The following is a 16,147-nucleotide window of genomic DNA, read 5'->3' as shown; positions in this document are numbered from 1 at the left end:
TTAAATTTGTAAGTATTAAATACAGTTATTGAGTTATACCTACAAGAACTGTCTAATGAACGTTCCTGTAAGGTTTAGAAAACCTTGTAGGTATAAGATTCAGTATATATCTACAAAGTCTCCCAGACCTTGCAGGTAGTCGGAATCACAATTTAGAAAGACGGGAATAACTCAATACAGTTAAACCAACCAATATTATTCTATGTTAGATTTTTCCGCTACTTATACAGACCAGTATCAACTGGCCATGTCTGAAGTTTATTTTAAAAAAGGCCAGAAAGACCATACCGCAGTCTTCGATTATTACTTTAGAAAACTTCCTTATGATGGTGGATACGCAATTTTTGCGGGGCTTCAGGATTTATTGAAGATTATTGAGGGGCTAAGGTTTAGTGAAAAAGATATTGAGTATCTTAAAGAGCAGGATTTTGATGCAGATTTTTTAGAATATCTTAAAGATTTTAAATTCCGCGGAAATATCTATTCTGTGTTAGAGGGAGATGTGGTTTTTCCTACGCGTCCTATTTTGCAGGTAGAAGCAAATATCATTGAAGCGCAGATTATAGAAACCCTGCTGCTTAATTTACTTAATTTTCAAACCTTAATCGCTACTAAAGCCAGCCGAATTAAACTGGTTTCGGGAGATAGGGCTTTATTGGATTTTGGGTTGCGGCGCGCCCAGGGGCCTGGCGGATATTATGCTACCCGCGCGGCGATAATTGGTGGGTTTAACGGTACTAGTAACGTAATTGCCGGACGGGATTTTCATATTCCGGTGTCGGGTACGATGGCGCATTCGTTTATACAAAGTTATGATGATGAGCTTAGTGCTTTTAGGGATTTTGCTGAAGGCAGACCCAAAGATTGTGTGTTGCTGGTTGATACGTATGATACCTTAAAAAGCGGGTTGCCCAATGCCATTAAGGTGGCAAAAGAAATGGAAGAGCGCGGTCATAAATTAATGGCCATTCGCTTAGATAGTGGGGATTTGGCTTACCTTTCTAAAGAAAGCCGTAAAATGCTGGATAAAGAAGGATTGGACTACGTGAAAATTGCAGCATCCAATCAATTGGAAGAAGACGTTATTAAAAGCTTGTTGGAGCAGGGCGCCCGTATCGATATCTTTGGGGTGGGTACCAACCTGGTGATTGGTAGGCCAAATGGGGCTTTAGACGGGGTTTATAAACTGGCATACTCCAATGAAAAACCCAGGATAAAGATTTCAGAAAATATTGTAAAAATTACCCTTCCGCATAAAAAACAAGTTTATCGGTTAAGGGATTCTGCCGGGAAATGTGTAGGTGGGGACCTTATAGCGCTTTCCGAAGAAAATGAAATGAATGAGATGATTCATCCATTCGAGCCTTACAAGCAAATGAAATTAGATCGGCTAAAAAAAGAGGCCTTATTACAACCGGTGATGATAGGCGGTAAAAGCAAAATAGAACAGAAATCGCTGCAGGAAATTGCAAAATACAGTGCAGATAGACTAGCAGAAATACCTTTGGAATATAAACGCTTTAATAATCCGCATATTTACAAAATTGGTATAAGTAAAGCTTTAAAGCAAGAACGCGATAATTTAATTGACGCATTTAAAAAATAAATTTATGAAGACTTTAGTTATTGTAGATCCGCAAAACGATTTTATGCCTGGTGGTTCCTTAGCGGTGCCAGAAGGTGATCAAATTGTACCTGTGATAAATAAATTGCAGGATAAATTTGAGTTGATAGTAGCCGCACAAGACTGGCATCCCAGGACTCATGCGAGTTTTGCCAGTGCCCATCCCGGTAAAAAAGAGTTTGAAGTTATAGAGCTAGATGGTATTGAACAGGTATTGTGGCCAGACCATTGCGTGCAAAACACATCGGGTGCAGCTTTTCATAAAGACCTGGAAACGGCAAAAATTGAAGCGATTTTTAGAAAAGGAACCGATAAGAAAATTGATAGTTATAGCGGTTTTTACGACAATGGCCACAAAAAATCTACCGGCCTAACAGGATACTTAAAAGAAAAAAAGGCCACTCATCTTTACTTCTGCGGCCTGGCAGCCGAAATTTGTGTTTATTTTAGTGCAAAAGATGCCTTAAAGGAAGGTTTTAAAGTAAGCATTATTGAAGATGCTACCCGCCCGTTAGATAATGAGGAGTTTAATAAACGAAAAGCCGAGTTAAAAGAAATGGGGGGTGAGGTAATTACCGCTAATGCTATTGAAAATTAATGTAGTAAACATAGCCTACATTAACCCAAAAAATATAATCGTGGTATTTATTCTGGGGGGCGTGAATGTCCAGGCCATCTATCCAATCATTTCCATAATATTGCCAACGGGATTCCAATAGAATATCGTGTCTAAATCCCAGGCGATAACGCAGTCCTAAAGTTCCTATTACAGAAAAAGTGCTGCCACGGTCAAACTTGGTACCACCAACAAAAGTAGGGAACAAATATTCTTCAAGTGGGCCTAAGTCTGAATAAGCATCGGCTTTATAAGAGACAAAATGACCTCCCAGGCCTATATAAGGAGAAAACATATATCCGCTATGGGTAAAATCCCGAATGCGAAAAGGATGATATTCCAGGTGAATCCCGGCTTCTATAAGTTCGCTCTCCCCGTGCATAGCGCGCAATAGCTGTCCGCCAACTGTTTTTTTCCCCGCCACGGGTCCGTAATGTTCTAATTTAGAATAGAAATAATCAATTTCGTTTCTTAATCTAAAATGCTCGCTAAAAAAAGATGAGGTAGCCCGATAGTTACATTTATCGTTGTAAGCGAAGTTCATATAATGAGAAATACCAATCCCATAGCCGGCATTATTCAGGTTATTTTTAATATTCCAACGTTCGCCATAATCGGTAAAGAAAGAAGTGGGGCCTGCTTTTATCCCAATTTCGTGAGCAATCCCAAATTGGGCATTTAAATAGAATGGGAGCGTAAGAAAAAAAAATAAAATGTAAAAAAACATTTTGCAAAAATACATGCGCGAATTTTGTAGGTGTCACAAATATAGAAACAATTTTAACTAAAATTATACATTAATTTCAAGAATTACTGATTTTGGCTATTTTCTATTTTGCTAACAATTACAGGAAACTCTAATAATTTAAGGTGGTTTTTTATAGAACTGCTATATTTGTCATGTTAAATAGAGTAATTTCAATTAACTTTTTGTAGTATCACAACTTATGAAACAAAAGATTAAAAAATTCCTTGATGAAGTTTCAAAAAGGAATCAAAACCAACCGGAATTCTTGCAAGCCGTCCATGAAGTGGCCGAGGCAATTATTCCTTTTATTGAAGAAAATGAAAAATACCAGAACTTAAAGCTTCTGGAACGCATGGTAGAACCAGAGCGTGTAGTTATGTTTAGGGTGACCTGGCAGGATGATGAAGGAGAAATACAGGTAAACCGTGGCTTTAGAATTCAAATGAATTCGGCTATTGGTCCCTACAAAGGCGGTTTGCGCTTTCACCCATCGGTAAACCTTAGTATTTTAAAATTTCTCGCTTTCGAGCAGGTGTTTAAAAACAGCCTTACTACTTTGCCTATGGGTGGAGGAAAAGGTGGTTCAGATTTCGATCCCAAGGGAAAATCTGATAATGAAGTTATGCGTTTTTGCCAAAGCTTTATGACCGAGCTTTCTCGTCATATTGGAGCAGATACCGATGTTCCTGCCGGAGATATTGGAGTGGGAGCCAGGGAAGTAGGTTTTCTTTTTGGACAATACAAAAGATTGCAAAATGAATTTACCGGTATTTTGACCGGGAAAGGCCGCTCTTATGGTGGTTCTCTAATTAGACCGGAAGCGACCGGATATGGAAATGTATATTTTGCCGAAAATATGCTTAAAACCAGAGGGGAATCTTTTGAAGGAAAAACCGTAGTTGTTTCGGGTTCGGGGAATGTGGCCCAATATGCAGCCGAAAAATCTATTGAATTCGGCGCCAAAGTGCTTACGTTAAGTGATTCTGGCGGCTATATCTATGATGAAGATGGGATTGATACCGAAAAACTGGAGTTCGTTATGGACCTTAAAAATGTAAAACGAGGCAGAATTAGCGAATATGCTGATAAATATCCTTCAGCAAAATATTTTGAAGGCGAAAAACCATGGGAGGTGAAATGCGATGTGGCCATGCCGTGTGCCACCCAAAATGAATTGAACGAGGATGACGCTAAAGCCCTTGTTGAAAACGGGTGCTTTTGTATTGCTGAAGGCGCTAATATGCCGTGTACCACAGAAGCTGTAGATTTCTTTATTGACGCAAAGATCCTCTTCGGAATTGGAAAAGCGGCTAATGCCGGTGGTGTGGCTGTTTCGGGACTTGAAATGAGCCAAAACTCCCTGCGTTTTTATTGGGATAAAGAAAAAGTAGATGGCAGGCTAAGGGATATAATGGACGATATTCACGATAAATGTGTGCAATATGGAACCGATGAAGATGGTTATATAGACTATGTAAAAGGAGCTAATATTGCCGGTTTTGTCAAAGTAGCCGATGCTATGATCGCCCAGGGCGTGGTTTAAGCGATTTATCATATTATTTAAAGCTGTCTAAAAGCTCATAAATTTCACACTGCATCTTTTTAATACATTGAAAGCGCTATGTGGTAAGGATTTGGTTTTTAGACAGCTTTTTTAATTATCTTCGGGCTTGCAAAACCCAAAGTATGCTTGTTACTACTCCCGCCATAGTTATTAGTGCCTTAAAATATGGGGAGGCAGATCTTATTGTAAAAGCTTATACGTATAGCGACGGACTCAAAACCTATATGCTTAAGGGCGTTTTGAAATCTAAAAAAGGAAAATTTAAAGCGTCCCAATTTCAGTTGCTTACCCAATTAGAAATTGTGGCTAATCACCGTAACCAGGGTAAAATGGAATACCTTAAAGATGCTAAAATTTTGCATCCCTATTCCAACCTTCATACCAATATGGTAAAGGCGACGATGCTCATTTTTCTTGCCGAGGTTTTAAAAAATGCAATCAAAGAAGAAGAGCCAAATAAAGCTTTGTTCAATTACCTGGAAAGCGCCCTCTTATGGTTAGACCTTAACGATAAGATCGCCAATTTTCATCTTTTATTTCTCCTGAATTTAAGTCGATATCTTGGTTTTTATCCAGATGCAGCTTCCAGGGACTTACCTTTTTTTAATTTGTTAGAGGGGGTTTTTGAGCTAAAAAGCATCAATAATTATTGCATAGAAGGCCGCAATGTGGAGATTTTACGGCAGTTATTGGGCATAAATTTTGATACTTTGAGTGAAGTAAAGCTTAATCAGCAAACTCGTGCTAACTTTCTAAATATGTTACTTCTGTATTATGAATTACAATCTGACGGTTTTAAAAAGCCTAAATCCCTCGCAGTTTTAAACGAAATTTACAGTTAAATGCGCATTATTTCCGGAGTGTTTTTCTTGCTTTTTACAGTAAATATGCTGCACGCCCAGCAAATAAAAGTGTTTACTAAAACCGGTCACGAACCCTTACCGGGAGTGGCACTTCACAATGCTTTAAAAACAAAAGGAAGTATTACCAATTTAGACGGGGAAGTAGATATTTCGGCATTTGGACCAGAAGAGATAATCATCTTTACCCATGTGAATTATGCCGAAAGAAGAATGAGTAAAGCAGAAATTCTTCAGGAGGGTTCTAAAGTTTATTTGAGAAGTAATGAGAATGAGCTGGAACAGGTTGTGCTTTCGGTTGCTAAATTTAAGATGGAGCGGGATGAAATTCCGCATAAAATAATCAGTTTATCTAAAAGTGATATCTACCTGGAGAGTCCGCAAACTTCAGCAGATTTATTGGAAGGCAGTGGGCAGGTATTTGTGCAAAAGAGCCAAATGGGTGGGGGCAGCCCTATGATTCGTGGTTTTTCTACTAACAGGCTTTTAATTAGCGTAGATGGTGTGCGAATGAATACAGCGATTTTTAGAAGCGGAAACTTACAAAATGTTATTTCCATAGATCCCCTTGCTGTAGAAAATACCGAGGTTATTTTGGGTCCCGGTTCTATGGTTTATGGTAGTGATGCCATTGGTGGGGTGATGAATTTCTATACGTTAAAACCACGCTTTTCCTTTAAAGAATCCACAGCTGTTTCAGGCAATGCTTATTCCAGGTATAGCAGTGCGAATAATGAGAAAACCGTACACACCGATGTAAATATTGGTAGGGAAAACTGGGCTTTTTTAAGTAGTGTAACCTATTCTGATTTTGGAGATTTAAAAATGGGAGTCCACGGCCCTAATGAATACTTGAGAACTGAATATGCCACCCGGAAAAACGGGGAAGATATTGTGATGCAAAACCTAGATTCGCGGGTGCAAAAACCCACGGGATATGAGCAATTAAATTTGCTGCAGAAGATAAAATATATGCCCCACAAAGACTGGGACCTCAATTTAGGATTGATATATACCAGCACTTCCAGTTTTCCGCGATATGACAGGCTTTACCGAAGGAAGAAAGGTCAACTAAGAGTTGCCGAGTGGTATTATGGTCCGCAGAATTGGTTTATGGGGAACTTTAAAATCAATAAACGAGGCCACGCTGCGCTTTACGATAAGGCGCAATTTACCGCGGCCTACCAGTTTTTTGAAGAAAGCAGGCACGATCGTGATTTTGGAAAAGATTGGCGATATCATACCAAAGAACAAGTAGATGCTTACTCGATAAATTTCGATTTTGAAAAAACTTTTAGAGAGAGCAGGCTGTTTTACGGTGTAGAATATATTTACAACAAAGTACATTCTGCCGGAAATCGTGAAAATATAATTACTTCGGAAGAAGATATAACGCCTTCCCGCTACCCTGATGCTTCTTCCTGGCAGTCAATCGCTGCTTATGCTACTTATCAATGGAAAATTAAAGAAAACCTTAGTTTCCAATCGGGCTTGCGATATAACCATATTTTGGTCGATGCAAGCTTTGATGATTCACTCTATGATTTTCCGTTTCAGAAGGCGCATATCAACACAGGGGCTTTAACGGGTGGCGCCGGACTTAACTGGCAGCAAAACCGATTTTTGGGATGGCGTTTTAATTTATCTACGGCATTTAGGGCACCAAATATAGATGATGTGGGCAAGGTATTCGATTCTGAACCCGGGGCTGTGGTCGTTCCAAACCCAAACTTAGATCCGGAATATGCTTATAATGCCGAGCTGGGAGTAGATTGGCACCCGGCAGAGCATATAAAAATAACCGGAGCCGCGTTTTACACCTATCTTGATGATGCGATGCTGCGCCGGGATTTTAGTTTAGATGGAAAAACCGAGATCGAGTACCAGGGGGAACCAAGTAGGGTACAAGCCATTCAAAATGCGGCATACGCACAGGTATATGGCTTTGAAGCAGGAGTTGAGGTAGATCTTTCGGTTGCTTTGCGTTTTAGTTCTAAAATTGCAATTACCAAAGGAGAGGAAGAGCAGCAAAACGGGGAAACCGCCCCGGTGCGACACGCTGCGCCCACTTTTGGGAATACACATCTCACCTGGCATAAAAAGCGCTTAAAACTTGATCTTTTTGCCGAATATAATGGACAATTTGATTATGAAGATTTAGCTCCATCCCAAAAAGGAAAACCTTATCTCTTTGCAAGCGATAAGAATGGAAATCCCTATTCGCCCTCCTGGTACACGCTAAACCTTACCGGACAATATGAGGTTACTAAAGATTTGCTGGCTACGGCTTCCTTAGAGAATATTACCAATCAACGCTATAGAACATACTCCTCTGGGATTGCCGCAGCCGGCAGGAATTTAATCCTGTCGCTTAAGTATCAATTTTAAGAATACCTGTCAGCTTTTTATATATGAAATCATTGTTTAATAAAAGTGTGTTTCTAGCAATCGCTTTCTACATTTAGACTCAAATCTAAAGAAAGCTACAGCGGAACGAAATCTTTCTTACCTATTTTATTTAATCCTCTTGTTTTTCAAACAGGTAGTAGCCACCACCTTTATCCCAGCTACAAAAAATTAGATGTTTGCCGTCTTTAGAAACTCCAATTCCACGCGGTTCTGCGCCTTTTACCTCTGGTAATTCTAAAGTCCACATTACTTGTTTTTCCTCATTTCTATAATGGAAACTGGAAGGTGATACCCCGCTGGACCTTACTGCGGCAAAAACAGCTTTTTCTTTTACATCTATAGCACTGGAACCGGCCGAAACACTGGAAATACTTTCCTGCTTTATATAGTTTTCTCCGTCTTCACTGTGGTAAACCTGTATTTGCGGACTCCCGGGAGCAGGAAAATATAGGGTGCGGCCGTTAGGGCTCATAGCGAAGGTTCTCGATAAAATTCGATCTTCTAAATCTATTGTTTTAATCAATTTAAAGGTGTCCTCTTTTTGTTTTAAAATATAGTTTGGATCTTCACCAAATAGGGACATAGCATATACTTCGCCGGTTGTAGTGCTTCTGGGAGAAGTGATTGCACGGGCACCTTTGGGAGCTTCCCAAACTGCGAGGGCTTTTCCGGTTTTAGCATCTATCTTTATCAATCGGCGGTTAATTCCGGCTAAAATATTTCCATCTGCGGCCAACCCTATGCCATTCACGGGATTTAATTTATAGGTTTCTCCATTTAGGTTTACGCTGGTAAGTGGCGAAAAACCTGCGTCTTTACCATCTTTCGTTTTTATGATGAGTCCGTGGTTATAATCGGCCAACCAGATTTTACCTTCTTTGTCCCATTCGGCACCATAACCTGCACCAGAATCCTCTATTTTTCCTTTAAAAACATAATTTGGAGCCGGAATTTCAGCAAAATCGTCTAAAGGTTCATCAGATTTCATCAGGTTGAATGCTTCGATTTCTGATGAAGAAATATGGCTGCCATCACTTACTAAAATGCGGTGATAAAAGCGTACCGGCTCCCCAATTGCTGCGTTTTTAAGTAATGTAAACCATTGTTTTTCGGTGAGTTTAAGTTCAGTTTCACGCCCTGTTTTTTCCTGAAGAATAATTTCAGAAAAATCTTTGTTTTTTGATACCTGGTATATATAACTAATAAAATCGCCATCTTCATCTATAGACTCCTGCCATTCTAAGCTGTAAAGAGCCTCAATATCCCTAATTGCATAGGTGTTTTTAGGCTGATGTGAAGTGATTTTGCTGGGATTTGGAGCTTTATTGTGTTCTGGATAAAGCTGCGTTCTTATACTTCCGTTTTTAGTCTTAATTTCCAGATAAAGTCCACCAATAGATAGGTAATTTTTAATTTTTTCGGTGAGGTTTAGGCTTCCGGTAAATTGGCCGTTTCCATCGTTAAAATCCTTTAATTTAAGTTCCTTTAAAAACGCTCCGTTTTCGGTATGTCTTCCCCGGTAAATTCCCACCGCTTTTTCTTCGGAAAGTTCTCCCTCTAAATTAAAAATGCCTCCTGAAATTTGAAGTTTATTGTTATCAATAATTGCTTTAACGTGACCTATTCCGGAAATATTAGAACCTTCTGTATTTAGTGAGGATAAAAATCCTTCGGCAGTTTTGGTTTTGCTAATATCCCTTCGAAGCATATAACCATTGACGCCAAACATAGCTGAAGGCAGGCTTTTTTCAACAAATAAAGTCATTTCCGAAGCCTTTTTCTTTTTAATATCATAAGTGTTATATGCGATAGAGTCTTTCTCTTTAAAAATATCTAAGATGGTTATTGTGTTTACGGGTGCCCTATTTTGCGTTAACCAAGACCTTGCACCAGAACCGGCTGCACCTGTATTTAATAACTCCAGTTTGCCCCGCTTGCCTGGATAAAATGCGTGTTGATGCCCGCTAACGTAGGTATGCACCTCGTACTTTTCCAACAATTTTTGAAGCCGTTCTGGCTGCTCTAACACGTTCCCCTTAGAGTCGCGCTCTTGCGCTACACTATACAGCGGCATATGACCCATCACAAACCTGTATTTTGCATTTTTTGCTTCCGGGGTTTGAAATTGCTTTTCCATCCACGCCAGGTTTTCTTCGGTGATTTTTGAAGAAGAAGCTTCCCACGATACAAAGAAAATATCATTGTCCCGGTCCTTAGGGGCGACTGTACCTTTGCTATCTTCATTGAGTACAAAGGAGTAATAATTGGGGAAATGCGTATCATCAACGAAATCTAAATCTGGGATATTTTTGCTTTTGTTCCAGAACGATTTGGCGAATTTATGTTCAATAGGGTAGGAGCGCCGCCCATCGTGATTTCCAAGCGTGAATGCAAAAGGGATTTTCGCTGCTTTTAAAGGTTGAGCAATATGTTTATCGAATCCTTCCCACATTTTCTGTAATTGGGCAGTTTTGGAAATACCCATTCCGGCTACCATATCGCCGCCAGAAATAACCATATCGGGTTGCCATATTCTCGGAATTCTTTGAATAATACTATCTACCTGCCACTCATAATTTGCTGCACCTAAACCCGAATTCAAATCTGAAATCACTGCAATTCTAAGATCACCCCGTTTGGGGTTGATAGGTGAAGATTTTGTAGGAACAAGCCGAATGGCATCGGCGATAAACTTTCCTTGTGTTGCTCCGACAATTTCTAAAGAATCCATAGGTCCAATGCTAAAGTTTCCAAGTACGTTCCACTTTCCTAAATTCTTTAGGCTTTGATGATTGAGCTTTATCGTGTCCCTTTTTTCTTCGGAATGGAGAATATAATTAACCTCTTTCGCATTTTTAGCCGTATTTACGGTGATCCAGACAGCAAGCTGATATTCTTTTCTATCAATATCTTTAAAATTATAAACGGCGTGGTTAAGCTCGTTAGAAGTTGCTGTTCGCGACGGACTCTCCCCATAATAATTAACCAGGTTGGCGGTTTGCCATATTCCATTTTCTGAGTAATTTTCAGTTTCAGTGTCGAAAATTATGGGTTTGGAGTTTTTGGATCCCTTAACTTCTGAGATAACCAATGCCCCGGCATTTTTTCTTAAACTGTTGCGGTTGCCTCCGGTAATATCGGTTGGAATATTCACCACCTCATTGGCAGCGACCATTGCTGTAGAGCCTCCACCGTCTAAATTTAAGGCTTCTATAGCACCAAGATTATGCATTAAAGTGGCTAGTTCTGTTAGCGTCACGCCGGCACTGGCCTCCTGGCGTCCATCTACCACCATCATAATAAGGGTGTTTTTGTCTTTAAACCCAATTGCACTCCTGGGATGTCTCATAAGATGACTTCCTTTAAAGCCTTCTGCTGCTGAGGTGACATTTATTTTCCCATTTTTAATTAAAACAGGCCCGCCACCAACCGCCTGGTTTACATCCCAAATTTGCGTATTTGCTGCTAGTTTTGGGCTTTCTAATTTCGTGGGAACTCCCCTTTTTTTGTTTGCATTGGTCCAGGTTATTTCTGGAATACGGTTTTTTATACCAAAAGCTCCCTTAATATTTTCTCCGGAAGGTCCCGCGGCAATAACTTCCCCATCTTGAATAATAGTGCTAACGGAAGAGTTTGCAGCGAAATAACCACCGTTAATGGCTAAAATACCATCCCCGCGCTCGTAAGTTTCTTTCGTGGTTTCCCTAATGCTATTGCTTCCAAGAGAGCGTAGCTTAAGGTTTTTATCGCTTAAATCTATTTCAGCATACATTGCGCGTAGGGGTTTGCCGTCTGGTAATTCTCCCATGGCATCAAAGACCCGTATGGAAGCCGGAAGATTAATATTCAAGTCTTCCCTGGGCTCCCAGTTTAAGGAAATATTTTGTGCATTTAAGCCGGTGGTTATTAAAATGAACAATAACCCGAAATTTTTTAGGTAATTCATTCTTTTATTTTTTAGAAATAGAATGCTTTCTGAAAGCGATTAATACAATAGGTATTTGGCTCTTATCTTTTTGAAAAACTCAAGGTCTTCCTGCCAATTTCGAATAATTTCTTTCGGATGTTTTCCCGTATCCAGGGCTTCACGGATGCTTTTAGTTTTTAATAATCCATCTAAACGTTTTTCACGCCATACCAATTCTTCAGGATATAGTGTTTTTAAAGCATGAAGAAAATAAACACCCGCTTCTACCGATTTAAATTTATTCCTATGAGTTAAGATTATTTCCACAGCGGGAATTTCTTGATTCATGAATTTTGGCGGATAAATTTCTATACCATCTACCATTTGTTGCGGGGTGATTTTTGTAGCTTGAAAGGTAACGCCTTCCAGGTGGTATGTTTTTAGCTGGTTTATCAACTCTTCAGGGTTTATCCAGGGAGCTGCAATATATTCAAAAGGGCTAAGGGTTCCCCTACCTTCAGAAACATTGGTGCCTTCTAGTAAACAAGTGGCCGGGTATAATGTTGCAGTAGTAAGCTTAAGCATATTTGGCGAAGGCTTTATCCATGGCAAACCGGTTTCATCATACCATTTTTTATGGGAATAATTCGTTAAGGGGATTACCTTTAGATTTGCGAAGGGCAAATTTTGTTTTTTTCTTTCCTCATTAAACATCTTAGCAAGTTCACCAACGGTCATACCATGAGTAATGGGTAGGTTTTTAATTTTCGTTACAGGCTCCCCAGACTTGCCTACAGGACCATCTATATAATTTCCCAGGATTGGATTTGGCCTATCTAGTACAATGAAAGGGATATCATTTTCAGCAGCGGCTTCCAGGGCTAGAAGCATTGTTTTAATATAGGTGTAAAAACGAGCTCCAATATCCTGAATATCAAAAATTAGAATTTCCGTATTTTTGAGCATCTCCGGAGTTGGTTTTCTAACTTTTCCGTAGAGAGAAATTACCGGAACCCCGGTTTTACTGTCTTTTGAATCACTCACATGGGTATCTTCTTCACCTCGAATTCCGTGTTCAGGGCCAAATAAAACGCTTAATGTAGTCTTAGAATTTTCGTGAAGAAGATCTACCAGGTGTTCTCCTCCTGGCAAAATCCCGGTATGGTTTGTTACCAAACCTATTTTTTTATTTTTTATAAGATCAAAAAACTCTTTTTCAAATAGACGTTCTGCTCCTATTTTCACGCGATTTTCTAGCTTAAGAAGTGGCAATTTTTGATATAAATCGGTGCCGGGACAGCTTGTTTCGGCTTGATCCTTATGCCCTGAAATGGTTTCCCGTGAGATGTTGTATGCTGAAGAAATATAGGAAACCAGTTTTTGCAGGCTTTTCCATTGCTGAGGTAATACTTTTTCTTCACTAAAATCTCCTTCCACCACAATTAGAACATGACCTTCTAGATCGTAATTGGTATTGGAATCTCCCTGAAAATTGATATCCCTTCCTTCTGCAATATCGCCATTGGTCGAGATATAAAAATGGTAAGGAACATCTGCCCAGGCTTTTTTTATACTGCCATTGGCGAGAGGGGAGTCCTTTTGAGAAAAATTTTGAAGTGCCTGTAATTTCTCTATTGTAGTAATTTCTGGTTTTTGCGGCATCCCGGTATGATGAATGGTAATAAACTGCGGTTTATGCGGTTTCATTTCCATAATTGGTTCCCTGGCATTCCAATCTTTTCTTTTGGTCATGGCTAACTCACCTTCAACACTGTTTTGTGCTGAAATAGATATGGTGCTAAATATTGCTAAAAAAATGAACTTGAACGTAATTTTCATAATACCGTAGTTAAAATATTATTGTCACCAATACACGGATATCCTTATTTAGTGGTCTATATTATGACTTTTTCTAGAAATCATAATGCAATTCTCTATCTGGTTCTTTCCCAATTCCCCGTTTTTCAGAAAGATTAAAATGCAATAAAGCTAATGTGCCCACGTTTTATTTGCTGTTTAAGTCATAATTTGGAACAGAAATCCTTTTAATGAAAATTAAACCATCACATATTTCTGAAAACTTTTTATTTACCATTGCCTTATTCTTACCTTTTGGACTGTAACCTGATGCACCCAATAATAATTGTTTTTTCTTATCGCTAAAAAAGCTTCTTGCATCGCTGTTTTTTAATGCTTCTTCCATATCAATAAAGTAGATGTCCTTATTTGCCTTAAAGAGCGTTTTTGCATAGGTTTTGCGAAAGGGTTTATCTATTTCGTAAACATCCCAATAATTTGGTTTGTTCCTCCTGGTAACGTGACCAATCACTTTACCTACGCCAAAGTCAAAGTACACACTATAATAATCGTCTTTGTAAAATTCTTTTAAGTGTCCGCCTACACTAACCCAACCACTTCCGGCTGGTGAAATTTCTTTATTGTTTATATGTTCATTATGCGCCCAGATAAAAGCCTTACCATTTTCTGCTTCGTTCTCTATTATCCACTTAACATTTTCATACATTTTTAAATCCCGAACTTCACTTTTTGGGTTTTGCAAATATTCGGTGTATTTTATCAAATAATTTAAGGCTCTTAAGGTATATTTAAATTCCTGATTATTTTTTTGATTGCTAGTACTTTGAAAGTTTAATATAATTTGTTCAATCTCTTCTAATTTAGGGATTTCCTTATCTCCCCAATCATTTTCATTTTTATAATCCACTTTTTTATTAGCACAATCATCGACTATTTCTAAAAGTTCTTCACTTACCGGCACTTTATATTTCTTTACAAAATCCCGGATTTCTTCATTAATTCCTTCCACATGTTGAATATCCATTCCATAAAAACGAATTTGCTCTTTTTGGAATTTGTCAGAATTATAATCCCTTATCCATTCTAAAAGTTCTACTACTTCCTGATTAGACCAGGGTATTATATTAAAATTATCGGCAATTGTTTTAATGTCTCCTTTCCCACCGCTTATCCATTCATTGATTCCAGCTTCGGCTGGATAGGAATCCTCCATGATAAAGGCTTTTATCTCCTGCGTTTTTACTAAATATTTAAAAAATTTAGCTTTTATATCAAAAAATTCTTTCCCGTGATGAGTCGCTTCCCCAAACCCAAAGATTTTAGCATTAGCAAATTTTTCTGGAATATTATTGTTGAAATTTATGAGTTTAGTGTCAGGATCTGCATCTTCAATTTCTATTGCATTTTGATTAATCCAGTTTATGGTTTCTTGCTCTTGCGAAATAGAATTGAAGGATAACAGCGCTATTATAATAAAGGCTAATATTCTCATTTATAGAGAGGTTTTTAATGTGCTAAAAAAACACAGAAAATTAGTATTGATTAATTTACAAATACTTTTTATACAGTAAATAAAGTACTTTTATATCATAAGCACTAAAAGCTTGCTCTAAATTCTCCTGAATAAAATGTAATTTAAACGCGCTTTTTGCAGCGGTTAAATTTGAAGTGTCATACCCCACAATTTTTAGGGCATTTTCAATGTTGAAATCGGCTGGAATTACTTCAGGAAAAACTAATTTGTCAAGAAAGGGAATACGGGTATTTATAGTGCTCTGTAAATTAATAACCAGCGGATTGGGAGTAAAAAACTCGGTTTCCAGCTTTAGCTTTTCAACTTCAGCATTATCGTACCATAAGCCGTAGCCTTCTTCGGCCAATTTTTCCCAGGGAAAATATTTGTTGGGATCTACCTTTCGCGAAGGTGCGATATCGGAATGTCCAATAAAATTTTTCGCAGGAATTTTATATTTTTCTTTCAGAATTTCTAAAAGATCAAGTAAACTATTAATTTGCGCATCGGTAAATTCCTCTTTTCCGTTATTATCTATTTCTATGCCCAGGGAAGAAGAATTTAAATCTGTGTTACTGCCCCATTTCCCGATTCCCCCGTGCCAGGCACGATAAAAATCGTTGAGCATGTGGTAAATTTCACCTTTTTTACCAATAACGTAATGGGAACTCACCTGCGTTCTTGGAAGGGTAAAAGTATATAAAGTTTGCCCTACAGAGTCTTGTGCTGTATGGTGCAAAACCACGTAATTGGGCTTACGCAAGTTAAAATTAGTAGTTCCCACCCAGTATTCGCCATAATGAAGTGCGGATTCGTTTTGGTTTTCCTGGGCGGGTAACTGCTTTAATTGTTTGCTATAAATCTTTGTCTTTTTCTTATAAATCCTGTTGGTTTTTGCATAGGGATTTCCGGCGCAAGACACTAAACCAAAGACGATAATGAGACTGTATAAAAGAGCTTTAATTCCTTTTTTATTCCTGGATTTTCTCAAAATTTATCTTATTAAGTTGCCGGTGCTCTGTTAGTCTTACTAAGAAGCATTGATTAACAAATACTGGATTTATAACAAATTTAAACTCAAAATTAAA

The 16,147-nt window shown here is 38.5% G+C and carries 10 protein-coding genes; 5 read left to right on the top strand and 5 right to left on the bottom strand.

The features are described from left to right. Positions 1 to 202: 202 nt before the first annotated feature. A complete protein-coding gene (locus BUA71_RS04200) occupies positions 203 to 1,606 on the top strand; it encodes a nicotinate phosphoribosyltransferase (protein ID WP_072877080.1) in 1,404 nt (467 codons plus the stop codon). A gap of 4 nt (positions 1,607 to 1,610) precedes the next feature. Then, positions 1,611 to 2,222 carry a bifunctional nicotinamidase/pyrazinamidase gene (gene pncA, locus BUA71_RS04195; protein WP_072877078.1) on the top strand — a complete coding sequence of 204 codons (612 nt, stop codon included), beginning with the start codon at positions 1,611 to 1,613 and terminating at the stop codon, positions 2,220 to 2,222. Here the strand turns inward: pncA and BUA71_RS04190 are convergent. Then, complete coding sequence (locus BUA71_RS04190) at positions 2,209 to 2,982, bottom strand: THC0290_0291 family protein (protein WP_083572036.1); 774 nt, start codon at positions 2,980 to 2,982, stop codon at positions 2,209 to 2,211. The two genes, pncA and BUA71_RS04190, sit on opposite strands and share 14 nt — an antisense overlap. 205 nt (positions 2,983 to 3,187) lie before the next feature. Here BUA71_RS04190 and gdhA point away from each other — a divergent pair, with 205 nt between their 5' ends. The 3 genes from gdhA to BUA71_RS04175 all read left to right on the top strand — a co-directional run bounded on the left by gdhA (position 3,188) and on the right by BUA71_RS04175 (position 7,800). Then, positions 3,188 to 4,531, top strand: a complete 1,344-nt coding sequence (gene gdhA / locus BUA71_RS04185) for an NADP-specific glutamate dehydrogenase (protein ID WP_072877073.1) — start codon at positions 3,188 to 3,190, stop codon at positions 4,529 to 4,531. A 143-nt stretch (positions 4,532 to 4,674) separates the two neighbouring features. Beyond that, positions 4,675 to 5,394 (top strand): DNA repair protein RecO, encoded by a 720-nt coding sequence (recO, locus tag BUA71_RS04180; RefSeq protein ID WP_072877071.1) that lies wholly within the window; start codon positions 4,675 to 4,677, stop codon positions 5,392 to 5,394. Next, on the top strand, positions 5,395 to 7,800 hold the full coding sequence (locus BUA71_RS04175) for a TonB-dependent receptor (protein ID WP_072877069.1): 2,406 nt from the start codon (positions 5,395 to 5,397) through the stop codon (positions 7,798 to 7,800). It abuts the gene before it with no gap. Between the two features lie 130 nt (positions 7,801 to 7,930). Here BUA71_RS04175 and BUA71_RS04170 read toward each other — a convergent pair whose 3' ends face one another. From BUA71_RS04170 to BUA71_RS04155, 4 genes are all read right to left on the bottom strand, one after another. Beyond that, positions 7,931 to 11,767 (bottom strand): phosphodiester glycosidase family protein, encoded by a 3,837-nt coding sequence (locus tag BUA71_RS04170; RefSeq protein WP_072877067.1) that lies wholly within the window; start codon positions 11,765 to 11,767, stop codon positions 7,931 to 7,933. 39 nt (positions 11,768 to 11,806) lie between these two features. Next, positions 11,807 to 13,567 carry an exo-beta-N-acetylmuramidase NamZ domain-containing protein gene (locus tag BUA71_RS04165; protein WP_072877065.1) on the bottom strand — a complete coding sequence of 587 codons (1,761 nt, stop codon included), beginning with the start codon at positions 13,565 to 13,567 and terminating at the stop codon, positions 11,807 to 11,809. 166 nt (positions 13,568 to 13,733) lie between these two features. Continuing rightward, positions 13,734 to 15,038, bottom strand: a complete 1,305-nt coding sequence (locus BUA71_RS04160; protein WP_072877063.1) for an erythromycin esterase family protein — start codon at positions 15,036 to 15,038, stop codon at positions 13,734 to 13,736. 55 nt (positions 15,039 to 15,093) lie between these two features. Further along, the gene (locus BUA71_RS04155) at positions 15,094 to 16,050 is read right to left on the bottom strand and encodes an N-acetylmuramoyl-L-alanine amidase (protein ID WP_072877061.1); all 957 of its coding nucleotides are present in this window, start codon (positions 16,048 to 16,050) and stop codon (positions 15,094 to 15,096) included. Positions 16,051 to 16,147 lie beyond the last annotated feature (97 nt).

Origin of the sequence: Salegentibacter echinorum (assembly GCF_900129445.1) — a bacterium.
Lineage (GTDB): Bacteria > Bacteroidota > Bacteroidia > Flavobacteriales > Flavobacteriaceae > Salegentibacter > Salegentibacter echinorum.
Note: the sequence above shows the minus strand (reverse complement) of the source record. Positions and strands in the feature narration are given on the sequence as shown.

Coding starts and splice junctions, on each gene's coding strand:
- BUA71_RS04200 (WP_072877080.1), top strand. CDS start 203: ATGTTAGATTTTTCCGCTACTTATACAGACCAGTATCAACTGGCCATG.
- pncA (WP_072877078.1), top strand. CDS start 1,611: ATGAAGACTTTAGTTATTGTAGATCCGCAAAACGATTTTATGCCTGGT.
- BUA71_RS04190 (WP_083572036.1), bottom strand. CDS start 2,982: ATGTATTTTTGCAAAATGTTTTTTTACATTTTATTTTTTTTTCTTACG.
- gdhA (WP_072877073.1), top strand. CDS start 3,188: ATGAAACAAAAGATTAAAAAATTCCTTGATGAAGTTTCAAAAAGGAAT.
- recO (WP_072877071.1), top strand. CDS start 4,675: ATGCTTGTTACTACTCCCGCCATAGTTATTAGTGCCTTAAAATATGGG.
- BUA71_RS04175 (WP_072877069.1), top strand. CDS start 5,395: ATGCGCATTATTTCCGGAGTGTTTTTCTTGCTTTTTACAGTAAATATG.
- BUA71_RS04170 (WP_072877067.1), bottom strand. CDS start 11,767: ATGAATTACCTAAAAAATTTCGGGTTATTGTTCATTTTAATAACCACC.
- BUA71_RS04165 (WP_072877065.1), bottom strand. CDS start 13,567: ATGAAAATTACGTTCAAGTTCATTTTTTTAGCAATATTTAGCACCATA.
- BUA71_RS04160 (WP_072877063.1), bottom strand. CDS start 15,038: ATGAGAATATTAGCCTTTATTATAATAGCGCTGTTATCCTTCAATTCT.